Raw genomic sequence first — 20,783 nt, forward strand, 5'->3', positions numbered from 1 at the left:
CGCCCAACGCTCCCGCCTGCCGGAGCGAAGCGGAGGCCGGCGGGTTGTGCGGTGCCGCGCGGCGGCGCCGCTGGGCGGCGCCAGCCGCCCCTTGATCCTATATAGCTAAATTCAGCAGCAACCGCCGTTAAGTGACGGTCCGGGGCGAAGTCAGGGATAGATGACTACAACCGACTTGTCGTCGTGACGCTTCGCTCGGGGGAGTGCCTGGCCTTCTGGATCTGCCTCGGCTTCCCAAGCGTGGCAACGGCGAAGTAGCTCGTGGAGCTCGGGGCTGGTCATCTCGGCTACGGCGTGCCAGCTGATGCCCAGCGGCGGGAGTAGGTCGAATGCACCGTCTGTGGCCGCGACTGCCCAAGCGACCTCGGTCCGGTCGTAGCTCGAAGTGAGCGCGTGGGTTGCGGCGGTTGGGTCGGCTTCCGCGATCCAGAAGCCTCCGGGCTGGTTTCGCTGCCGCCCCTCGGCTCGTTGGAGCTCTTGGAGTAGGTCCCGGTGCTCGTCGTCGTAGCCTGCGCCGGTGGAGAGTCGCTCGCGGTACATACGGGACTCGGGCAGGTCAATGCTGGCCAACCGGTCATCGGTGTGGACGTGCTCGTTGCCGTCGACGGTCCCGACGATGACAGCCGAATCTCCGAGAACGAGTAGGTCGACGGTATCCGCGGTGACTCGAACAATGGCAACCGTGCTCGATGGGGAACTGCCGGGGATGAGGTGGAGTTGTTCGCTCGTGGCACTGATCGACTGAGCAACCGCCGCCCGGAGGTCATCGGAGCTGGGGACTCGCTGACGCAGTTGCTTTCCGAGCTCGTCGACGTACTTACCCGCCTGCGGTCTGGTTGGGTCGTGGGCGGTAGCTCCGTCGAGAACGATGACGGTGTTGTCGGTGGTGGTGACACGATCTTCGTCGGACCTGGCTGCGAGCTGCGCTGAATGGGTGATCACGAAGCGCTCCGAGTGGTGTAGGGGCCAGCGACCAATCTGCTCGCGGTGACGGCGAAGTCGTCGTCGGAGGCGGCGAAGTGGTCGTCGAAGTCGCACGCGACAATCCCGCTGGTGAACTCGGCTGTGGGGCTGTAGACGGTGGCAAGGTTCTCGCTCAACCAGTGAGCTACCCCGAGGGATCCGACGCTGGTGATTCCGGCGATGTGGACGATTACGCGGCCGCGGTCGATTCGGCGGGAGAAGTAGCCGATGTCGGTGTGCTGCTTCGACGGCGAGCGGTAGGGCGAGAAGTGCCGTTCGCTCGTCCGTTCGTCGGTGATCGACCAACCTTCGTCGGTGTGATCGAATGCCAACACGGGATCGTCCGCGAGAAGCCTGCCCGCGACTGGCGCGGACTTGGGACCGCAGACAATAATGCAATCCCCCGTCGGCACCTCGTCGCTGTCCGGGTCGATGGGAAAGCGGCTGTTGGCAAGTGCGTACTCGGCCAATGTCCGCTCCAAAGACTCCCGAGTTGCCTGGTCGTTGGCGTCGTAAAAGGGACGTTCGCGACCGTCCTCGAGGCCGAACCTGCGGGGGATGCCGACTGCGACCGGGCCGACGCCGAAGAATGCGCGCTGTGCCTTCGGTGCGGCCGAACGGATCTGCGTGATGCGACCACTGGTGATGCCGAGGCGATCTGCAATCTCGGTGTAGCTCAAGCCATTTCGGTGTGAGATCTCGATGGCTTCCCTGCGGAGCCTCGCCAGCTCGGTGGAGCGTTGTTGGTAGGTCGCGATGAGCTCTGTAGCCCGCTGACCACGGCTGATCGGGTCCGGGTCATTCCGGACCTGCTCGAACTCATCTGCGCTAGCCACACACGCATTTTAGACCCCTATTGACTGGATGTCGCTGACGCGCGTACTCTCTGTCTTTAGACCCCCTAAAACGACACGGGATGGCATTGAGCCAGAACTTTAGGGGCATAAAAGACCAACTTGGAGGTCCGAGATGATGTCGACATCGGTAGCGGTGGAAGCCAACAACCTGCGTCCGTCTCGCGTGAACGCTGCTGGCTGGTGCCTGTACTGCGTCGCCCAGAACTGCACTGCCGCACGGTGCATCGACACCCACGCCCGGACCGAGTGGCAGGTCTGCGCCAAGTGCGGCGGCTCGGAATACATCGACGGCCACACCGACCCCGAAACGGCCCATCGGCGCTGCGACTGCTTCGGCGGACTGGTCGAGGTCGACGCGACCGATGCCGAGGTGATCGAGTTGAACCCGGCCTACGTGGTGACTTTCCCGCCTGCTGTGGTGGAGGAGCCGACGCTTGGGCTGTGCGCCTACTGCGGTACCGATCACGCTGATGGTGTCCGGCGTGATCACTTGTTCCGGTACCTGTACGAACCGGTGATCGAGGGTTTCGACTATCGGCCCGCCTACCTGGCCGACGGTGTTGCTCCGGTGGGGTTGTGCGCGGTCTGCCGCCGCGATCACTTCGACGATGGCGAGCTCGATCACGTGTTCGTGGCCTCGGAGATGGCCCGCAGCGTGTCCGACGTGGAGCCGTGGGACTACCACGCAGCCGCACGCCAGATCAAGGAAGAAGCTCGCGACCGGAATCCGGAGTTGGTGGCCTACGCCGAGGCACACCCGAACAACCCATCGGCTCAGTGGGCCGCGTACGGGGCGCAGTACTGATGGGCGACACGGTGAACAACGTTGTGGCCCTGGATAGGGAGACCGCCGCTGATCGGCACGCCCAGCTCAACATGGTCGACCTGGCTCAGGCCATGGCCGAGAACCACAGCGTGTGTCGTCGTCCGCTGCCGATGTTGAGCACTGACCAGGCCACCGGTGTCACGAAATACGTTGGCACACCGTGCAAGTCGACCATGGAGTGCGTGTGCCCGGCCTGTGCGGCTCGTGCTCGTGCTCTGCGTATCCAGCAGGCCCACGAGGGCTGGCACATCGAGGAGGAACCCGTGACCGAGAAGAACGAACCCACCGAACAGCAGCGGGAGTTGATCGAGGCCCGCGCTCGGATGGTCGGCGAATACGAGCTGGCCAAGGACGCCGACGACACCGACGCCATGGACGGTATCCGCGAGTTCGTCGCCGAACTGGACTCCGAACTGCGTGAGTCCGGCATCCGTGGCAAGCTGGCCGACCTCGATCCCGACCCGCGCGAGGTGCGCAAGCGCTCGACCATGCGCCGACAGGAAACCCCGGACCTTCCGCGTAAGAAGGTCACCAAAACCACCGTGGGCAAGCTCTACGCGGGCAAGTACCGGCCCTCGATGTTCCTGACGCTGACGTTGCCTTCCTACGGGCGGGTCGACTCCGATGGTGCGCCGGTCAACCCGGACACTTACGACTACCGCCAGGCCGCCCGCGACATCATCCACTTCGCCCGCCTCTACGACCGGTTCGTCCAGAACTACCGCCGTGCTTCGGGTCGAGATGTGCAGTACTTCGCCACGGTCGAACCTCAGCGCCGCGGAGCTCCGCACATCCACATGGCCGTGCGTGGCTCCGATCCGCGCGAGCTGATCCGCCAGGTTGCCGCGGCGACCTACAGCCAGGTGTGGTGGCCCCACCATGACCACGAGGTCTACAGCCCCGACCGGCTGCCCTACTGGGACTACGCGCAGGACCGCTTCGTAGACCCCGACACCGCCGAGCCCGTCGCCACCTGGGATGAGGCGTTGGACGTGATGGACACCGTGGACGACCTGGAGCCGTCGCACGTGATCCGCTTCGGTGCTCAGATCGACGTGAAAGGCATTCTCGGCGGGACCGAGGAAGCCGCCCGGCACATCGGCTACCTGACCAAGTACCTGACCAAGTCCATCGGGGACGTGATCGAGCCGAAGTCCAACCGCGCCGCCGAGCACTACGACCGGTTGCACGCGGAGTTGAGCGTGACGCCGTGCTCGCCCTCGTGCGGGCTGTGGTTTCGCTACGGCGTGATCCCCAAGGGCGCGAAGGCGAAGACGGTGCCGGGCGTGTGCAAGGGCAAGGCACACAAGCGGGCAACCCTGGGGCTGCGTGGTCGTCGGGTGCTGGTCTCGCGCAAGTGGACCGGGAAAGACCTGGCCGACCACAAGGCTGATCGAGTCGCGTTCGTTCGGCAGCGGCTCATCGATGCCGGGATGACGCCCGAGGATGTCTCGCAGATTCAGATATCACCGGTCGAACCGGGCGACCCGAACGTGCCTCCTCGTGAGCATCTGATCATGGCGATGGTGTCGCAGAAGTTGAATCGGCGGGCTGAATACAACATGGCGATGCTGGCCCCCGAGGATAGAGCCGTTTCACGTGAAACCGTTGTGCCACAACAAGATTCGTCAACCAATCAATCGGCAGCGTAGGGGGTAAGGCAATGGAATTGGTCAAGGGTGGACGCCGGGCGGAATCGGCTACATACACCGTCGATGAGGTCGCGGGTCTGCTCGGCATCTCGCGTGGCGTGGCGTACCAGTCCGTTCACGACGGTGAGATTCCGGCCAAGCGCATCGGTCGCCGCTGGGTGATCTCTCGTGCGGCGTTCTCGGCATGGCTCGCTACGTCCGACAACCTCCCGAAGGCGGTGTAGAGCAATGGGTTTCGTCAATCAGACGGATACCGGGAGCTGGAAAGCGTTCTGGCGCGAACCGTCCGGCAAACAGCGGTCCAAGTCGTTCCGGACGAAGAAGGAGGCGACTACCTTCCTCGCTCAGGTCGAGCTGTCGAAGTCGAGCGGTACCTACGTCTCGCCGCACGCTGGCCGGGCGTTGTTCGGTGTTCACGCTGAGGAGTGGATGAAGTCGTGGAACACCGAGCGGACTACTCGCGCGCGGGATGAGTCGATCATGCGTACCCATGTGCTGCCCAAGTGGTCACCCTGGCAGCTCGGCAAGATCGATCACATGTCGGTGCAGACGTGGCTGGGGAAGATCGGCGAGGACCGTTCGCGGGCAACGGTCGCCGAAGCGAAGCGGTTGATGGCCGGGGTGATGCAGTCCGCGGTGAAGAACAAGCTGATCGGGTCCGATCCGACTGTGGGTGTTCGCATTCCGAAGCGCCGTGAGCGAGATACCGACGAACGGCTGTTGACGCGGGAAGAGGTTCGGCAACAGCTCCTCCCGGCGATTGAACCGCAGCGGTACCGGGCGCTCGTGGCATGTGGTGCGTTCGCGGGTCTGCGCTGGGGTGAGGCTGCTGGCCTGTGTGTGGATGCTGTCGATGTCGACGCCGGGCTGATCAACGTGATCCGCACCGTGACCGAGGTGGCTGGTCATGTCGAGTTCAAGGCGTTCCCGAAGTCGCGTGCTGGTCGGCGGAGTATCCCGATTCCGGGGTGGTTGGTGAATGACCTCGTCGCTCATATGGAGGATCACGAGCAGGGGCAGAACGGGCTGATCTTCACAAACGAAGTCGGCGGGCCGCTGCGTCGGACGCTGTTCCGGTCTCGGGTGTGGCGTCCTGCTCTCGTTCGCGCGGGCCTGCTCGGTGAGGTGTCCGAAGTCGGTGCCAAGTTCGAAGCGGTGTGGAAGAACGCGGACGGTGAGGTCGACGCGGAAGTGTTCGGCAAGTACGACCAGGCCGTTCGGATGGTGGCGCGGTCGGAAGCCGGGGGAGTTCGGTTCCATGATCTGCGCGATATGTTCGGAACGTGGCTCGCTGATGACGGGGTGCCGCCGCACAAGATCGCCGTGGTGATGGGGCACGAAAACGTCTCGACGACCTACCAGCACTACATCCGCAAGACCGACGATCACGACGCGGTTCGCCGGTCGATGGGCGACGAATGAAAGCTGATGCTGCCTTTTCGCTGCCTCGCCGGACCTTCGCCGGGTGAAATGACCCGGACATGCAAAAAGCCTCTGACCAGGAAAACCAGGTCAGAGGCTTTTTGGTGTCTCAACCAACACGTCGGGGTGACAGGATTTGAACCTGCGACCTCTTCGTCCCGAACGAAGCGCGCTACCAAGCTGCGCCACACCCCGTGAGGCGAACCTGAAGTAGCTTACAACGTGGGGTCGTGAAACGTTAAATTGGCTGGTCAGGTGGGCGGAAAGGCCTAGCGCGCGACGGCTTGGGAGGTCGAGATGCCGAAGCCGGTGTCGGCCGACGGGCGCTTGGGCTGGGCGCCGACCAAGGTGAGCAGCGTGGCCTCGGGGCGGCAGCAGAAGCGGTAGGGCGCCCACGGTGAGGTGCCGATGCCCGCCGAAACGTGCAGCTGGGTGTGCTCGCCCCACTGCGAGGCGCCCTTCACGCGGGACTTGTCGATCCCGCAGTTGGTGACCAGCGCGCCGTAACCGGGCACGACCAGCTGTCCACCGTGGGTGTGACCGGCCAGCACCAGGTCGTAACCGTCTTCGGCGAAGCGGTCGAGCACGCGCGGCTCGGGCGAATGGGTGACACCGATGCTGAGCTGCGCCAGCTGGTTGGGCGCACCGGCGATCGTGTCGTAGCGGTCGCGTTGAATGTGCGGATCGTCGACGCCGGCGGTGGCGATGCGGATGCCCGCCACTTCGAGATCGCGCCGGGTGTGGGTCAGGTCGAGCCAGCCACGTTCGGTGAATGCCGCGCGCAGGTCCTTCCACGGCAGCGGATCACCGTAGACGCGACGGTGATCTTTCTTGAAATACTTCAGCGGATTCTTCGGTACCGGCGCGAAATAATCATTCGAACCGAACACGAACAAGCCGGGGCGAGCCAGCAGCGCGCCGAGAGATTGCACAACGGCGGGCACGGCCTTGGGGTGGGAAAGATTGTCGCCGGTATTCACGACCAGGTCGGGTTCCAGGCGATCGAGTTCGCGCAGCCACTGCTGTTTGAGCTGCTGGCCCGGCATCATGTGCAGGTCGCTGACATGCAGAATCCGCAACGTCGGCGAACCGGGCGCGAGCACCGGCATCGTCGCTTCGCGCAGGACGAACGCGTTCCGTTCGATCAGCGTGGCGTAGCCGATGCCTGCGACGGCGGCCCCGGCGGCTCCCAACGCGGTTCGGCGGACAGCGGACGTCGAGATAACGGGCATTTGCCCAGCATAGGCGACCCCATCCCGGATCGTCGTATGTGTTTCCGCACAAACGTCCGGAATTTTCTCGCCTGGGCCGGGTCTGCTATCCGTCGCGATGAAAATGTGATGGGACTTCCCGAGGCGGCCGACTACGGTAAGGCCCATGTCGGAACTGAAAGCCAAGCTGCGCGCGGATATGACCACCGCGATGAAAGCCAAGGACAAACTGCGTCTCGCGACCCTGCGGATGCTGCTCGCCGCAATCCAGACCTCCGAGGTCTCGGGAACCGAAGCGCACGAGCTCTCCGATAACGATGTTGTGGCGCTGTTGCAGAAGGAAGCCAAGAAGCGCAACGAGGCGGCTGTGATCTACGAGCAGAACGGTCGCGGTGAACTGGCCGCGAACGAGCGCGCCGAGGAAGAGATCATCGAGGAGTACCTGCCGACTCAGCTCAACGACGCCGAGGTGGCCCAGGTCGCCGATACCGCGATCGCCCAGGTCGCCGAGCAGCTCGGTGAGCGCCCGGGGATGAGGCAGATGGGCCAGGTCATGAAGGCCGCCACCGTGCTGGCCGACGGCAAGGCCGACGGGTCGAGGATCTCGGCCGCGGTCAAAGCCCGCCTGTAGAAGCACACGAAAAAGGCCGCCGTCCGAAAGTTGGACGGCGGCCTTTCGCGTGACTAGCGCGGCACCGGGATGGGGATCGGTGGCAGGCGCGGAATCTGCGGCAGCCCCGGCACCACCGGCGCGGGCGCGGCGGGCGGCGGAGTCGTCGGCGCGGGCACCCGGACGGTGCCGTCACTGATGTAGATCGTGACCACCGAGCCGGGAATGGCCGAGCCGTTCGGCGAACTGCCCATCACCGTGCCCTTGGCCTGCGACCCGGCCCCCGTCACCGCCGAGACCTGGAAACCGGCGCCGGACAGGATCGCGGTGGCCTCGCCCTGCGACTTGCCCGCCACATCGGGGACCTGGGAGTTGTTCGCGCCACGGACGTACTTGTCGTCCACCGGCGGCAGGCCGGGCGGCGGGTACCGGTCCATCAACGGCTTGATGGCGTTGAACCAGGTGCGGGCCGGTTCGTTACCACCGAACAGGCCGTTGGCGTCGCTGGCGCCGCAGTTGCGCAGCGGGAACGAGCAGATCTCGCCGGGGGTCGGGCTGTCACCGTAGACGTAGACCGACGAGGCCAGCGAGTTGGTGAAGCCGAGGAACGCCGAGGAACGGTGGCTCTCGGTGGTACCCGTCTTGCCCGACATCGGCGCCGACCAGCCCGCGGCACGCGCCGCGCCCGCCGCGGTACCGCTGGTGTCGTCCTTGCTCATCGCGTTGGCGAGGGTGTTGGCCAGGCCGGGGTCGACCACCTGCTCGCAGGCCTGCTGGGTGAGCGGGACGGTCTTGCCGCTGCGGTCGACGACCTCCTTGATCGGCGAGGGCGGGCACCACTTGCCGCCCGAACCGAGCGTGGCGGCCACGTTCGTCAGTTCGAGGGGGTTGATCGCGAAGGGGCCGAGGGTGAACGAACCCATGTTGTTGTCTTTGATGTGGTCGGCCAGGCTCGTGTTGCCCCGCCCGGAGGTACCCGGGTCGGTGTAGGCCCGCATGCCGAGGCGCACGGCCATGTCCACCGCGGCTTCGACGCCGACGTCCTGGATCATCTTCACGAAGGTGGTGTTGGGCGAGGTGGCCAGTGCGTCGGTCACCGACATCGACCCCGGATAGGCGCCCGCGTTCTTGACGCACCACGAGTCGGCCGGGCAGCCCGGCGAGTTCGAGTAACCCATGCCGCGGGCGGCATAGGTGCCGGGCACGTCCACCTGGGCGGCGATGCCGAGGCCCTTCTCCATCGCGGCGGCGGTGGTGAACAGCTTGAAGATCGAGCCGGCGCCGTCACCGGCCAGCGAGTACGGCTGGCCGAGCAGCGTCTCGTTGGCGTCGCGGTTGAGGCCGTAGGTGCGGCTCGACGCCATCGCGAGGACGGGGTGCGAATCCTGGCCGGGCGCGACCACCGACATGACCTCGGCGATGTTGTCGAGGTTGGGGTCGGCCTGCTCGTTCACCGAGCGCTTCACCGACTCCTGCAGCACCGGGTCGAGCGTGGTCCTGATCAGGTAGCCGCCCTTGTCGATCTGCTCGCGGCTGATCCCGGCCTCGGCCAGGTACTGCAGCGCGTAGTCGCAGAAGAAGCCCTTGTCGTTGGCGGAGATACAACCGCGCGGCAGGCCCTTGGGTTCGGACAGCACACCGAGCGGCTCGGCCTTGGCCTTGCGGAACTCCTCGGCGCGGTGCGGGATGTTCTGCATCAGCGTGTCGAGCACGGTGTTGCGGCGGTCGGTCACGCCCTGCACGTTCGTGTACGGGTTCAGCTTGGAACTGGACTGCACCATGCCGGCGAGCATCGCCGACTGCGTGATGTTGAGCTGGGAGGCATCGATGCCGAAGTAGGTCTGGGCGGCGTCCTGGATGCCGTAGGAGCCGTTGCCGAAGGGCACCAGGTTCAGGTAGCGGGTGAGGATCTCGTCCTTGCTCAGCTCGCGGTCCAGCGTGAGCGCCATCCGGATCTCGCGCAGCTTGCGCGCCGGTGTCGTCTCGATCGCGGCGCGCCGCTCGGCGTCGGTCTTGGCGACGACGAGCAGGTTGAAGTTCTTCACGTACTGCTGGTCGAGGGTCGAGGCGCCCTGCTGCACCGCACCGGAGGAGGTGTTGGTGAGGAACGCGCGCAGCGTGCCCTGCCAGTCCACGCCCTTGTGGTCGGCGAAGCGTTTGTCCTCGATGGACACGATCGCCAGCTTCATGTTGTTGGAGATCTTGTCGCTCGGCACTTCGAAGCGGCGTTGCTCGTAGAGCCAGGCCAACGGCGACCCGTTCGCGTCGACCATGGTCGAGACAGCGGGGACCGTGCCCTCGACCAGTTCGGCCGAGACGTTGTCGACGGCGTCGGCGGCGCGGTTGGAGATGAACCCGAACCCACCGGCCAACGGGAACAACAGTCCTGCGACAAGCACGGCGGCCAGCGCGCAACTGCCGGCCAGCCTCGCGAGCGTTTGAGTGATCGGCACGAGACCTAGCGTAAGGGGTGGGTGGGACAGGTTCACGGTCTGCTGCTCGACGGGGGATGTCCGGTTGGTGCCAGGGGGGTTGCTCGGGCGTGTCAACAAAATGATCACATCGGCGTGTCGCGACCGGGCACGCCGGTGATCAGCACTACTGCGGGGATCTTCGGTGATTTGAAGGGACGGTCGTACCAAAAAATCGGGGGGCGGTCTTGCGCAACCGCCATACCTTTACCTAGATTGAGTACCCAGTGTGATAGAGCTAACACTCAAAGTGGAATGTGGTGCGGACCGCAGCGGTAGTTGGGTTGCTGTGATCCGCGCTCGCGATTCTGGAGCGCCGCGCAACGGTGTTCGGACTGCAAAGGGGCACATCAAATGCACATCACAACCCCCATCGCCCGACTGGATGTAGAGCAGGCCGAGGCAAGGATCGCTTGGGTTGCCCAGGCGCGATGCAAGGAAGTGGACCCTGATCAGCTGTTCGTTCGCGGTGCGGCACAGCGCAAGGCGGCAACCATCTGCCGCCACTGCCCGGTGCTGATGCAGTGTGGTGCCGACGCACTCGACAACCGGGTCGAGTTCGGCGTGTGGGGCGGGATGACCGAGCGGCAGCGGCGTGCGCTGCTGAAACAGCATCCAGACGTGACGTCCTGGTCTGAATTCTTCAACGCCCAGCGCCAGCATCAGGTGGCGATCTAGCAGGTTGTGACCGGACCGATATCACAACGGCGCCGAGACCGCGTGGTTTGCGGAATCGGCGCCGTTGGCGGGTGTTACCGAATTGTGAGCTATAGCTGATTTGTCTGAATTGATCAGGCCGAAGCGGGGGTTCCCGTCAGCTGATCGCCGACCGCTCGCAGTGCTTCGAGATCCGAGACCTCGAAGGGCAGCGCCGTCACCGAGACGATCCGCACGCTCGGATGCGCACCGGTGAACCGGTGCAGCAGCCGCCGCTCGCGCGCCGCCGTCGACACCCGATCGGCGTGGATGCGCAACACCGAGGCGGTCAGCGGGTCGGAATCGGCAAGCTGGTCCGCGGCCGTCATGGCGTGGTCACCAGACAGCCCCGACAGCGCGGGGTGCGTCCGGTTCAGCACCAGCCCGGCGAGGGGCATCTGCTCGGTCGAGAGCCGGTCGACGAAGAAAGACGCCTCGCGCAGCGCGTCCGGTTCGGGCGCTGCGACCACCAGGAAGTGGGTTCCCGGCTTGGACAGCATCGCGAAGGTGCGCTCGGCCCGGTCCTGGAACCCACCGAACAGCGATTCCAGCGACTGCAGGAACGTCGAGGCGTCCTTGAGCATCTGCCCACCGACGATGGTCGACACCCCGCGCATCGCCAGGCTCATCGCCCCGGTGACGAACCGGCCGACACCGCGCCCCGGCGCCATGATCAACCGGATCATTTTGCCGTTGAGGAACGTGCCGAGGCGCTTGGGCGCGTCGAGGAAGTCCAGCGCGTTGCGCGACGGGGGAGTGTCGACCACGATCAGGTCCCACTCCTTGCGCGCGGCCAGCTGACCGAGCTTCTCCATCGCCATGTATTCCTGCGTGCCGCCGAACGACGACGCCACCGTCTGATAGATCGGATTGGCGAAGATCTGCTCGGCCTTGTCGGCGCTGGTGTGCTCGAGCACCATGTCGTCGAAGGTGCGGCGCATGTTCAGCATCATCGCGTGCAGCTCACCGGGCACCTCGGGACCGAGGTCGACGCGCTGCGGGCTGTTGTCCAGTTCCGCGACGCCGAGCGACTGCGCCAGCCTGCGCGCCGGGTCGATGGTCAGCACCACCACTTTCCGCCCCGACTCCGCCGCTCGCAGCGCGATCGAGGCCGCGGTGGTGGTCTTGCCGACCCCGCCGGAACCGCAGCACACGATCACCTTGGCGTTCGGATCGGCGATGATCTCGGAAACGTCCAATAAGGGCGGGGTGGAAACGTGCTCGCTCATCGGACTCCCTGCGCGGATAGCTGTTCGGCCAGTTCGTAGAGGCCACCCAGGTCGATGCCGTCGCCGAGGGCGGGCAGCGACAGCTGGGGGACATCGATCTGCGCCAGTTCGGCGGCACTCGCGTTCTGCGCGGTCAGCACCGTCGCGTGGTCGACCGTTTCGGCGATCAGACCGTCGAAGTCCGGTTCGGACAGGGTGATTCCGGCCTTGGCCAGGCCGGCGGCGATGGCGGTGGTGTCGAGTTCGCCCGCCACGGCGGCATCGCGCTGGGCCGGGGTGAGTTCGCTGGTGGCCGCCCGGTTGACGATCACCGTGCCGATCCGCAGATCGTCGGCGGTGAGCTCGGCGATCGCGTCGGCCGTCTCCTGCACCGGCAGCGCCTCGAGCAGCGTCACCAGGTGGACCATCGTCTGATCCGAGTGGAGCAGCTTGGACACGCCGACCGCCTGCGAGGCGATCGGTCCGCCCTTGGCGATCTCGGCCATGGCCGTGGTGACGTCGAGGAAACTGGCGATCCGGCCGGTCGGCGGCGCGTCGACGACGATGTCGTCATAGGCGGGCCTGCCGTCCTTGCCGGTCCGCACCACGCACTCTTTGATCTTGCCGGTGAGGATCACATCGCGCAGACCGGGGGCGATGGTGGTGACGAACTCGATGGCGCCCATCCGGCGCATCGCCCGGCCCGCGAAGCCCAGGTTGTAGAACATGTCGAGGTATTCGAGAAACGCGTACTCGATGTCGAGTGCCAGCGCCGTCACTTCGCCGCCGCCGTCGGCGCTGGCGATATGGGTCTCGGTGGGCGGCAACGGTGGCCGGTCGAACAACTGCGCGATCGACTGGCGACTCTCCACCTCGACCAGCAGCACTTTGCGTCCGCCCGCGGCGAGCGCGAGTGCGAGTGCGGCCGAAACGGTCGACTTGCCGGTACCCCCCTTGCCGGTGACGTAGTGCAACCGGGCCTTGGCCGCGCGCTGTGGCCATCCGGTCGACGGTTCCGGAACCGACGAAACCGGCTCTGTTGTTGGTGCTCCCACGTCGCCGAGCCTATAACCCGTTTCTCCCTGACGTTCGGGGTGAGCCCTAAACTCACACCATGAGTGAAGTCACCCGTTGGGAGTACGCGACCGTGCCGCTGTTGACGCACGCGACAAAGCAGATCCTCGATCAGTGGGGGTCCGACGGCTGGGAGCTGGTCTCGGTGCTGCCGGGACCGACCGGAGAACAGCACGTCGCCTACCTGAAGCGGCAGAAGTAGCCGTGGCCACCGCGTGGAAGGACGCGCTCGACCGGCTCGGTGTCACGCTGCCGCCGGTCGCCGCTCCCGTCGCGGCCTACATCCCCGCTGTGCGCACCGGTTCCCTGGTGTACACCTCCGGCCAGCTGCCCTTCGTCGACGGTGAACTGTCGTCGGTCGGCAAGGTCGGGGCCGAGGTGGATGTGGAGCAGGCCAAGGAGGCCGCCCGGCTGTGCGCGTTGAACGCGCTCGCGGCCGTGCACGATCTGGTCGGGCTCGACCAGGTGGTGCGGATCGTGAAGGTCGTCGGATTCGTCGCCTCGGCGCCGGGGTTCAGCGATCAGCCGATCGTGATCAACGGCGCGTCGGAGTTCCTCGGTGAGGTGTTCGGCGAGGCGGGCGTGCACGCGCGTTCGGCCGTCGGCGTCTCCGAGCTGCCCAAGAACACGCCCGTCGAGGTGGAACTGATCGTCGAGGTCGGATAGGCAGCCGTCATGGCACTTCAACATCCCGCGTACAGCCAGGTCAGACGTGTCACGCCGACGGCATCGGTGCTTTTGGCCGACAACCCCGGTCAGATGACGCTCGACGGCACCAACACCTGGCTGCTACGCGGCCCGGACAGCGACTCGTATGTGGTCGTGGATCCGGGACCGAAGGACAAGAAACACACGGCCGACATCGTCGAAGCCACCGGCGGCCGGATCGCGTTGACCCTGATCACCCACCACCATCCCGATCACACCGGCGGCATCGATCACCTGGTGAAAGCCACCGGGACGCCGGTGCGTGCGATGGGTCCGAAATACCTGCGCGGTGCGGTCGAACCATTGGTCGACGGCGAGGTGATCGAGGCCGCGGGCCTGCGGATCACCGTGCTGGGAACCCCCGGTCACACCAGTGATTCGGTGAGTCTGCTGCTCGACGACGCGGTCCTCACCGGCGACACGGTGCTCGGCCACGGCACCACCGTGCTCGAATCCTCCACCGGCGCGCTGGCGAGCTTCCTCGCGTCGCTGGAAAAGCTGCGGGAGCTGGGCGCGGGCAAGGTTCTGCTGCCCGCGCACGGGCCCGATCATCCCGATGCCGCACCGGTCGTGCAGTACTACCTCGACCATCGGCGCGAGCGGCTCGATCAGGTGCGGGCGGCGCTGGCCGAATTAGGGCCGGATGCGGGCGCTTTCGCGGTGGTCCGCAAGGTGTACGCCGATGTGGACAAACGGCTGTGGCCCGCCGCACGCAGTTCGGTGCAGGCGCAGTTGGAATACCTGCGAGCCGAACAGAGCTGAACGCCTTCTGATCGCAGGCCGACAGGTGCCTGCGATCAGAAAGCGTTCGAAAACCCCAGCGTCCCAGCGGCACGACAGATCTCGCAAGCACATGGGTAACTCACCGGGCACGGGCTGACCCCGCCACCCACTGAGTCTGGCCGCCCGCACGATCCTCGGCGCACCTGAGTCTGGCCAAAAGTCGCGGGGAGGCGGTACAGCTACGTCAGCGGGCGCGACGTGCCAGACGCTCGGAATCCGAGATCAGCACGCTCTTGCCCTCCAGGCGCAGCCATCCGCGATGTGCGAAGTCGGCGAGCGCCTTGTTGACGGTTTCCCGGGAAGCACCGACCAGCTGGGCGATCTCTTCCTGGGTCAGGTCGTGGGTCACGCGCAGCGCGCCCGCTTCCTGGGTGCCGAAACGCTGTGCGAGCTGCAGCAGCGCCTTGGCGACGCGACCCGGCACGTCGGTGAAGATCAGGTCGGCGAGGTTGTTGTTGGTGCGGCGAAGGCGTCGTGCCAGCACGCGCAGCAGCTGCTCAGCGATCTCGGGGCGCTGATCGATCCACGACTTGAGAGCGTCGCGGTCCATCGTCACGGCGCGAACCTCGGTGACCGTGGTTGCGGTCGAGGTACGCGGGCCGGGGTCGAAGATCGACAGTTCACCGAACATGTCGGACGGACCCATGATGGTCAGCAGGTTCTCCCTGCCGTCCGGGGACCGTCGGCCGATCTTCACCTTGCCCGTCGTGATGATGTACAGCCGATCGCCGGGTTCGCCCTCGTTGAAGATGACGTGCCCGCGCGGAAAATCTACCGGCTGCAACTGCTTGGCGAGCGCGGCCACCGCGGTGGGCTCGACGCCTTGGAAGATGCCTGCTCTGGCGAGGGCCTCGTCCACGAATGTGCTCCTTATGGGATATGGCTTGCGAACCTGGTCGAGCGAATCGACCAACCGCGCAGTCTACGCGGCATTCCGGCACCGCAGTGACAGACACCACGTAAAGAGTGGATTGCGCGATGTGCGCACAGTGTGAATCGGATGGTCAGCCGGCCCGGGGAATCCAATCGTCAGTGCCCGATCGGGTCAGGCCCATCGGTCAGCTTGCCCTGGCCACATCCATATCGGACGTGCGGGAACGGCGCTTGCGCACGCGCGCCACGGCGGCGGGCAGGCCGAGCTTCGTCAGCTCTTTCACTTCGGCGTTGCTGGCGTTGTCCAGGTACTGCTGAACCTCTTCGTCGGGTTCGAGAAGCTTTCGGAGCCGATTCTCGACCCGCTCCATCCCCAGCGCGAACAGCATCAACAGCACTGGGAAGAGCACCACAGCGAGTCCTTGCATGACTGGCAGTAAACACGGTCCAGGTCTCAGATGGAACACAGCGGGCAATCTGGCCCGGCAATGTTGTCGGAGTGGTTCCGTATGGTGAACGAGTGCCTGTTTCCCCTGCCTCCGCCGCCGCAGGCGACGCCGATTCGGCAGCGGTCACGCCCGCCGAACCCACCGGGATCTCCGCTGCTCGAAAGCGCAAGAACCGTGCGATAGCTGCGGAAACGCGGATCGGGCTCGTCCGTCGCGCCCGCCGGATGAACCGCACCCTCGCCGACGCGTTTCCCGACGCGCACTGCGAGCTCGATTTCACCACTCCGCTGGAGTTGGCGGTGGCGACGATCCTGTCCGCCCAGTGCACCGACGTGCGGGTGAACCTCACCACACCGGCGCTGTTCGCGAAGTACCGCAGCGCCTACGACTACGCGCAGGCCAATCGGGTGGAGCTGGAGGAATTCATCCGGCCCACCGGCTTCTACCGGAACAAGACCTCCTCACTCATCGGCCTCGGCCAGTCGCTGGTCGAGAAATTCGACGGTGAATTGCCTCACACCCTGGACGAATTGGTGAAATTGCCCGGAATCGGGCGCAAGACCGCCAACGTCATCCTCGGCAACGCCTTCGATGTGCCCGGCATCACCGTCGACACCCACTTCGGCCGCCTGGTGCGCCGCTGGAAGTGGACCGACGAGGAAGATCCGGTCAAGGTCGAGCACGCGGTCGGCTCGCTGTTCGAGCGCAAGGACTGGACGATGCTCTCGCACCGGGTGATCTTCATGGGGCGGCGCGTGTGCCATGCGCGCAAACCGGCCTGTGGGGCGTGTGTGCTCGCTCCCGACTGCCCCTCGTTCGGCCTCGGTCCCACCGATCCGGCAGTGGCCGCGGCGTTGGTGAAGGGGCCCGAGCGCGAACACCTGCTGAACATGGTCGGCCTGTGAGCGAACCTTCGCCGCTGCGGCGGCCCGCGCTGCGCTGGGTGCTCGCCGCGGTGATTTTGATCGTGGCGGCGACGGTGGCGCTGTGGCCGCGCGAGGGTTCCGAGACCACGGGCCCGGTGTCGCAGACTTCGCAACAGCAGTCGGGCGTGTCGGCCCAGGAGCGAGCGGCTGCGGGGTTGGCGCCGTGCCCGGTCTCGGAAGCGCCGGGGCCGATGGCTACCGCGCCGCGCACGCCGGTGTCCGGATCAGGGCCACTCGCCGGACTCCAGCTGACCTGTCTGGCCGACGGCAAGCCTGTCGACCTGGCCGCGGCGCTGGCGGGCAAGCCCGCGCTGCTCAACCTCTGGGCCTACTGGTGTGGGCCCTGCGCCGTCGAACTTCCGCACCTGCAGGAATTCGCGCAGCGGGCGGGTTCGGCGCTCACGGTCATGACGGTGCACAGCGATCCCGACGAGGCGAAGGCGCTGTCTCGGCTGAGCGGGCTCGGCATCACCCTGCCCGGCGTCGAGGACCCGAAGGCCTCGGTGCGTGGCGCGGTCGGTGCGCCCGCGGTGTTGCCCGTTTCGGTGCTGGTGCGGGCCGACGGCACCATCGCGAGTGTGGAAGTGCGTACTTTTGCCGACGTGGCCGACATCGCGGATACGGTAGCCGCGAAGCTCGGGGTCACGGTATGACAGAGGACGTGATGGTGGCGTGCGGATCGAAGGCGATGGCGTGAACGATGTAGCGAGGCTCGACGATTCCGGCGTTCCCTCGTGGTTGCGCACCGCGATCAGATCCGGCGGCCCCGACGCCGACGACACCCTCGCCAAGTCCCGCATGCTGCGCCGGGCGATGTCCGTCACGGGCAAACCGCGCCAGGCCGCGGTGCTCGTGCTGTTCGGCGGATCGCCCGAACCCGACGAGACCGCGCCGGGTGGCCTACCCGCCGACGCCGACGTGCTGCTCACCCAGCGCGCCTCGACCATGCGCCAGCACAGCGGCCAGATCGCGTTTCCGGGCGGCGCCGCGGACCCCGGCGACGACGGCCCGATCGGCACCGCGCTACGCGAAGCCGTCGAGGAAACCGGACTCGACCCGGCCGGTGTCGCACCGTTCGCGGTGCTGCCGAAACTGTTCGTCCCGCCGTCGAAATTCGACGTCACTCCGGTGCTCGGCTACTGGCGAGCACCCAGCGAGGTTCGCGTCGTGGATCAGGGCGAAACCGAGCGTGTCGTGCGTGTGCCGCTCACCGAATTGCTCGATCCGGCACACAGATTCATGGTCCGTGGCAGTCTCGGCTACCAGAGCCCCGCGTTCCAGGTCGATGGCATGTTGGTGTGGGGACTCACCGGCGGTATCCTCGCCGGCATCATCAAATCCGCTGGGTGGGAACAAGACTGGGATCGGGGCGACGTGCGTGACCTGGAGAGCTCGCTGGCTGCGGTCGGAATGACCCTGTGAGCGAGCGGCAGATTCGTGCAGCCGCCACTCCGGTCGTGCCGGAGTCCGCTGGCGAGGTGGAAGCATGAGTGCCTCGGTGTGGCTCGATATCGCGGTGGTGCTGATCGCGCTCGTCGCGGCGTCCACCGGCTGGCGGCAGGGCGCGGTGGCTTCGGCGCTGGCGTTCTTCGGCGTCGCGCTGGGCGCGGTCGCCGGCATTCTGATCGCACCGCACATCCTCAAGCACCTCAGTGAGGGCCGCAGCCGGGTACTCGGCGGCATTCTGCTGATCGTGCTGCTGGTGATCGTGGGCGAGGTCGCGGGCATGGTGCTCGGCCGGGCCGCGCGCACCAGCATCCGTCAGCCGGTCGCGCGCAGTGTGGACAGCGTCGTCGGCGCGGTATTGCAGGCGGTGACCGTGCTGGTCGCGGCCTGGCTGCTCGCGCTCCCGCTGGCCACCGCATCCCAACCCGCGGTCGCCGCCGCGATCAACGGGTCGAAGGTGCTCGCCGACGTCAACTCGGTGGCACCGGACTGGTTGCGCAAGGTCCCCAACGAATTCTCCAAGCTGCTCGACACGTCCGGGCTGCCCGATGTGATCGGCCCGTTCGGCCGTGCTCCGATCGCCGCCGTCGAACCACCGGACCCGTCGGTCCTGGCGAGCCCGGTTGCGGCTTCGCTGCAGCAGAGCGTCCTGCGCATCCGCGGTACGGCACCCAGCTGCCAGCGGGCGCTGGAAGGTTCGGGGTTCGTCGTCGCGCCGGAACGCGTGATGACCAACGCGCACGTGGTCGCGGGAACCAACACTGTCTCGGTCGACACCTCCCAGGGCGCGCTCGATGCCACCGTGGTGCTGTTCGACCCGTCCAAGGACATCGCAGTCCTGGCCGTACCCGGCCTCGCTGCCCCCGTTCTGAACCAGGCCCCCGCGCCCGCGAACTCGGGTGACAGCGCGATCGTGCTCGGCTACCCCGGCGGCGGCCCCTACACCGCCAGCGCCGCCCGAATCCGCCAGACCCTCGACCTCACCGGCCCGACCATCCACCGCAACGGCGAGGTAGAGCGCGAGGTCTACACCGTCCGAGGCCAGGTCCGCGCAGGCAACTCCGGCGGCCCCCTGGTAGACGACGAGGGCCAACTACTCGGCGTCGTCTTCGGTGCAGCAGTAACCGACGACGACACCGGCTACGTCCTCACCCTCAACGAGGTCGCCTCCGAACTCGCCGCAGCCGCCCCCAGCACCACAGCCGTGGACACGGGAGCCTGCGTACTGAGCTGACCCACTCCCGGACCCCGCCACTGCGACGAGCCACCACCGATGTCTACATCCTGGGTCGGGCGGATGCGTAGCGACCAACGATGTTCTACATCCTGGGTCGGGTGAGCGTAGATGCGTAGCGACGATGCGCTGACAACCTCGGGTCGGGTAATCACCAGGCTGTCTCTACCCAAAGGGGCCCGCCCCGATCTGGACTGACCGGAGGGTGCGACGAAGGAGTACCCGCAGGGAGGGAAGATCGGGGCCCTCCGGGGCCCCGCTCGAGCGCGCCAGCGCTCCAAAAACACAGCCCCCACCTACCAGGACTCGGTCAAACCCCCTATGCCCTGACCCAACACAGTCACCCCCACGAGCACCAACTCAAGGCGAAACAAGGTCGTCGTGAGGCGACCCGTTCACCCCGTTCTGCTCACGCCACCGCGTGGTCAGCACCTCGTTGACCTTGCTCGGGTTCTCCTGATGCGCGTAATGCCCGGCACGAGGAATCGACACCAACGTCCGATTCGGCGATAAGGCCTCCCCACGCTGGAACGTCGCATCGAGCAGATAAGGATCCTGCTCCCCACGCAGCATCAGCACCGGGATATCGATCGGCGTACGCATCGTCGCCATGAACCGCTTACCGTCGGGCCGCCACTGACTGCGGAACGCCCACCGCTGATATTCCAGCGCACTGTGCGCGGCCCCTGGAATCCGGATGGCATGCCGCATCCGCGACGCCGTCTCGACGAATTCCGCACTCCCGGACCAGGATTCACCGACCCGATCGTGCAGCAGCCGCTCCACCTCGGCCCCGCCACGCCGGGTGAGCAGGTTCTCCGGATAGCGCGGCAGCTGATATCGCAGGAAATCGGGCAGCCAGGCGGCGCGCTGGGCCGGATCGCGCAGGACGGCGCTTTTCAGCGCGGCCGGATGCGGCGAGCTGACCAGTGCGATCGAGCGGACCAGTCGCGGATGCAGCACCGCGGTGGCCCAGCAGACCAGGCCACCCTCGGCGTGACCCACGAGCGTGGCCTCGGTGTGCCCGAGCGCCCGGATCAGTCCGGCGATGTCACCGGCGAGGGTCCAGCCGTCGTAGCCACGCGGTGGTTTGTCGGTATCGCCGTAGCCGCGCAGATCGACCGCGACGGTGCGATACCCCTTGTCGGCGAGCCCGGTCAACTGATGCCGCCACGACCACCAGAAATCGGCGAAACCGTGCAGCAGCAACACCAGGGGCGCCTCGGAGCGGTCCGTACCGTCGGCTTCGACGACGTGGAAGCGGATTCCGTTGGCGTGCACGTCCCGGTGGGTCCACGGTCCGTCGAAACGGACGCTGGAGGGATCCGGGAATGAGTTGGACGACACGCCGATCGAGCCTAGTGGGCGGGTAGG

Annotated in this window: 22 protein-coding genes and 1 tRNA gene; 13 read left to right on the plus strand and 10 right to left on the minus strand. The window is 66.3% G+C overall.

Going from position 1 to position 20,783, the window contains the following annotated elements:
- Positions 1-150: 150 nt before the first annotated feature.
- Complete coding sequence (locus ACFW6D_RS30465) at positions 151-942, minus strand: protein phosphatase 2C domain-containing protein (RefSeq protein ID WP_379333840.1); 792 nt, start codon at positions 940-942, stop codon at positions 151-153.
- Positions 939-1,799: a sigma-70 family RNA polymerase sigma factor gene (locus tag ACFW6D_RS30470; RefSeq protein ID WP_379333842.1), complete on the minus strand. Its 861-nt coding sequence runs from the start codon at positions 1,797-1,799 to the stop codon at positions 939-941. The genes ACFW6D_RS30465 and ACFW6D_RS30470 overlap by 4 nt, the downstream gene beginning before the upstream one ends.
- A 133-nt stretch (positions 1,800-1,932) precedes the next feature.
- Here ACFW6D_RS30470 and ACFW6D_RS30475 point away from each other — a divergent pair, with 133 nt between their 5' ends.
- From ACFW6D_RS30475 to ACFW6D_RS30490, 4 genes are read left to right on the plus strand one after another with little or no spacing between them, the layout of a single operon-like run.
- Complete coding sequence (locus tag ACFW6D_RS30475) at positions 1,933-2,625, plus strand: hypothetical protein (RefSeq protein WP_379333844.1); 693 nt, start codon at positions 1,933-1,935, stop codon at positions 2,623-2,625.
- The gene (locus ACFW6D_RS30480; protein ID WP_379333846.1) at positions 2,625-4,298 is read left to right on the plus strand and encodes a replication initiator; all 1,674 of its coding nucleotides are present in this window, start codon (positions 2,625-2,627) and stop codon (positions 4,296-4,298) included. The genes ACFW6D_RS30475 and ACFW6D_RS30480 overlap by 1 nt, the downstream gene beginning before the upstream one ends.
- Positions 4,299-4,309: 11 nt before the next feature.
- A complete protein-coding gene (locus ACFW6D_RS30485; RefSeq protein WP_357869163.1) occupies positions 4,310-4,522 on the plus strand; it encodes a helix-turn-helix domain-containing protein in 213 nt (70 codons plus the stop codon).
- A 4-nt stretch (positions 4,523-4,526) separates the two neighbouring features.
- Complete coding sequence (locus tag ACFW6D_RS30490; RefSeq protein ID WP_379333848.1) at positions 4,527-5,720, plus strand: tyrosine-type recombinase/integrase; 1,194 nt, start codon at positions 4,527-4,529, stop codon at positions 5,718-5,720.
- Between the two features lie 121 nt (positions 5,721-5,841).
- Here ACFW6D_RS30490 and ACFW6D_RS30495 read toward each other — a convergent pair.
- Both ACFW6D_RS30495 and ACFW6D_RS30500 read right to left on the minus strand, forming a co-directional pair.
- Positions 5,842-5,915: transfer RNA gene (locus tag ACFW6D_RS30495), tRNA-Pro, on the minus strand.
- A 74-nt stretch (positions 5,916-5,989) separates the two neighbouring features.
- A complete protein-coding gene (locus ACFW6D_RS30500) occupies positions 5,990-6,952 on the minus strand; it encodes a metallophosphoesterase (RefSeq protein ID WP_379333850.1) in 963 nt (320 codons plus the stop codon).
- A 145-nt stretch (positions 6,953-7,097) separates the two neighbouring features.
- Here ACFW6D_RS30500 and ACFW6D_RS30505 point away from each other — a divergent pair, with 145 nt between their 5' ends.
- Positions 7,098-7,562 (plus strand): GatB/YqeY domain-containing protein, encoded by a 465-nt coding sequence (locus ACFW6D_RS30505; RefSeq protein WP_379333852.1) that lies wholly within the window; start codon positions 7,098-7,100, stop codon positions 7,560-7,562.
- Between the two features lie 53 nt (positions 7,563-7,615).
- Here ACFW6D_RS30505 and ACFW6D_RS30510 read toward each other — a convergent pair whose 3' ends face one another.
- Complete coding sequence (locus tag ACFW6D_RS30510) at positions 7,616-9,994, minus strand: penicillin-binding protein (protein WP_379333854.1); 2,379 nt, start codon at positions 9,992-9,994, stop codon at positions 7,616-7,618.
- 372 nt (positions 9,995-10,366) lie between these two features.
- Here ACFW6D_RS30510 and ACFW6D_RS30515 point away from each other — a divergent pair, with 372 nt between their 5' ends.
- A complete protein-coding gene (locus tag ACFW6D_RS30515) occupies positions 10,367-10,690 on the plus strand; it encodes a WhiB family transcriptional regulator (RefSeq protein ID WP_379238653.1) in 324 nt (107 codons plus the stop codon).
- A 113-nt stretch (positions 10,691-10,803) separates the two neighbouring features.
- Here ACFW6D_RS30515 and ACFW6D_RS30520 read toward each other — a convergent pair whose 3' ends face one another.
- Positions 10,804-11,937 carry an ArsA family ATPase gene (locus tag ACFW6D_RS30520; protein ID WP_379333856.1) on the minus strand — a complete coding sequence of 378 codons (1,134 nt, stop codon included), beginning with the start codon at positions 11,935-11,937 and terminating at the stop codon, positions 10,804-10,806.
- The gene (locus tag ACFW6D_RS30525) at positions 11,934-12,971 is read right to left on the minus strand and encodes an ArsA family ATPase (protein WP_379333858.1); all 1,038 of its coding nucleotides are present in this window, start codon (positions 12,969-12,971) and stop codon (positions 11,934-11,936) included. The genes ACFW6D_RS30520 and ACFW6D_RS30525 overlap by 4 nt, the downstream gene beginning before the upstream one ends.
- A gap of 59 nt (positions 12,972-13,030) precedes the next feature.
- Between ACFW6D_RS30525 and ACFW6D_RS30530 the strand changes: the two genes are divergently transcribed.
- The 3 genes from ACFW6D_RS30530 to ACFW6D_RS30540 are packed head-to-tail and all read left to right on the plus strand — an operon-like array spanning position 13,031 to position 14,460.
- Positions 13,031-13,192 carry a DUF4177 domain-containing protein gene (locus ACFW6D_RS30530; protein ID WP_266297640.1) on the plus strand — a complete coding sequence of 54 codons (162 nt, stop codon included), beginning with the start codon at positions 13,031-13,033 and terminating at the stop codon, positions 13,190-13,192.
- A 2-nt stretch (positions 13,193-13,194) separates the two neighbouring features.
- Positions 13,195-13,656 carry a RidA family protein gene (locus ACFW6D_RS30535; protein WP_379333860.1) on the plus strand — a complete coding sequence of 154 codons (462 nt, stop codon included), beginning with the start codon at positions 13,195-13,197 and terminating at the stop codon, positions 13,654-13,656.
- A 9-nt stretch (positions 13,657-13,665) separates the two neighbouring features.
- On the plus strand, positions 13,666-14,460 hold the full coding sequence (locus ACFW6D_RS30540) for an MBL fold metallo-hydrolase (RefSeq protein WP_379333862.1): 795 nt from the start codon (positions 13,666-13,668) through the stop codon (positions 14,458-14,460).
- Positions 14,461-14,665: 205 nt separating this feature from the next.
- On the opposite strand, the gene ACFW6D_RS30545 is transcribed toward ACFW6D_RS30540, so the two are convergent.
- Positions 14,666-15,340, minus strand: a complete 675-nt coding sequence (locus tag ACFW6D_RS30545) for a Crp/Fnr family transcriptional regulator (protein WP_040703546.1) — start codon at positions 15,338-15,340, stop codon at positions 14,666-14,668.
- Between the two features lie 199 nt (positions 15,341-15,539).
- Positions 15,540-15,782 (minus strand): hypothetical protein, encoded by a 243-nt coding sequence (locus ACFW6D_RS30550; RefSeq protein WP_379333864.1) that lies wholly within the window; start codon positions 15,780-15,782, stop codon positions 15,540-15,542.
- A 245-nt stretch (positions 15,783-16,027) separates the two neighbouring features.
- Between ACFW6D_RS30550 and nth the strand changes: the two genes are divergently transcribed.
- The 4 genes from nth (at position 16,028) to ACFW6D_RS30570 (ending at position 19,409) form a co-directional block, all read left to right on the plus strand.
- On the plus strand, positions 16,028-16,708 hold the full coding sequence (nth, locus tag ACFW6D_RS30555; RefSeq protein WP_379333886.1) for an endonuclease III: 681 nt from the start codon (positions 16,028-16,030) through the stop codon (positions 16,706-16,708).
- A complete protein-coding gene (locus ACFW6D_RS30560; RefSeq protein ID WP_379333866.1) occupies positions 16,705-17,382 on the plus strand; it encodes a redoxin family protein in 678 nt (225 codons plus the stop codon). The genes nth and ACFW6D_RS30560 overlap by 4 nt, the downstream gene beginning before the upstream one ends.
- A 40-nt stretch (positions 17,383-17,422) precedes the next feature.
- Positions 17,423-18,151 (plus strand): NUDIX hydrolase, encoded by a 729-nt coding sequence (locus ACFW6D_RS30565; protein WP_379333868.1) that lies wholly within the window; start codon positions 17,423-17,425, stop codon positions 18,149-18,151.
- Between the two features lie 64 nt (positions 18,152-18,215).
- Positions 18,216-19,409, plus strand: a complete 1,194-nt coding sequence (locus ACFW6D_RS30570) for a MarP family serine protease (RefSeq protein WP_379333870.1) — start codon at positions 18,216-18,218, stop codon at positions 19,407-19,409.
- 360 nt (positions 19,410-19,769) lie between these two features.
- Here the strand turns inward: ACFW6D_RS30570 and ACFW6D_RS30575 are convergent, their stop codons facing one another.
- The gene (locus tag ACFW6D_RS30575) at positions 19,770-20,756 is read right to left on the minus strand and encodes an alpha/beta fold hydrolase (RefSeq protein WP_379333872.1); all 987 of its coding nucleotides are present in this window, start codon (positions 20,754-20,756) and stop codon (positions 19,770-19,772) included.
- Positions 20,757-20,783 lie beyond the last annotated feature (27 nt).

The organism is Nocardia sp. NPDC058705 (genome assembly GCF_042749305.1).
In the GTDB taxonomy this organism is placed as follows: domain Bacteria; phylum Actinomycetota; class Actinomycetes; order Mycobacteriales; family Mycobacteriaceae; genus Nocardia.

Excerpts from the sequence above, each read along its gene's own strand:
- ACFW6D_RS30475 (WP_379333844.1), top strand. The coding sequence starts at position 1,933 with ATGATGTCGACATCGGTAGCGGTGGAAGCCAACAACCTGCGTCCGTCT.
- ACFW6D_RS30480 (WP_379333846.1), top strand. The coding sequence starts at position 2,625 with ATGGGCGACACGGTGAACAACGTTGTGGCCCTGGATAGGGAGACCGCC.
- ACFW6D_RS30485 (WP_357869163.1), top strand. The coding sequence starts at position 4,310 with ATGGAATTGGTCAAGGGTGGACGCCGGGCGGAATCGGCTACATACACC.
- ACFW6D_RS30490 (WP_379333848.1), top strand. The coding sequence starts at position 4,527 with ATGGGTTTCGTCAATCAGACGGATACCGGGAGCTGGAAAGCGTTCTGG.
- ACFW6D_RS30500 (WP_379333850.1), bottom strand. The coding sequence starts at position 6,952 with ATGCCCGTTATCTCGACGTCCGCTGTCCGCCGAACCGCGTTGGGAGCC.
- ACFW6D_RS30505 (WP_379333852.1), top strand. The coding sequence starts at position 7,098 with ATGTCGGAACTGAAAGCCAAGCTGCGCGCGGATATGACCACCGCGATG.
- ACFW6D_RS30515 (WP_379238653.1), top strand. The coding sequence starts at position 10,367 with ATGCACATCACAACCCCCATCGCCCGACTGGATGTAGAGCAGGCCGAG.
- ACFW6D_RS30520 (WP_379333856.1), bottom strand. The coding sequence starts at position 11,937 with ATGAGCGAGCACGTTTCCACCCCGCCCTTATTGGACGTTTCCGAGATC.
- ACFW6D_RS30530 (WP_266297640.1), top strand. The coding sequence starts at position 13,031 with ATGAGTGAAGTCACCCGTTGGGAGTACGCGACCGTGCCGCTGTTGACG.
- ACFW6D_RS30540 (WP_379333862.1), top strand. The coding sequence starts at position 13,666 with ATGGCACTTCAACATCCCGCGTACAGCCAGGTCAGACGTGTCACGCCG.
- ACFW6D_RS30550 (WP_379333864.1), bottom strand. The coding sequence starts at position 15,782 with ATGCAAGGACTCGCTGTGGTGCTCTTCCCAGTGCTGTTGATGCTGTTC.
- nth (WP_379333886.1), top strand. The coding sequence starts at position 16,028 with ATGAACCGCACCCTCGCCGACGCGTTTCCCGACGCGCACTGCGAGCTC.
- ACFW6D_RS30570 (WP_379333870.1), top strand. The coding sequence starts at position 18,216 with ATGAGTGCCTCGGTGTGGCTCGATATCGCGGTGGTGCTGATCGCGCTC.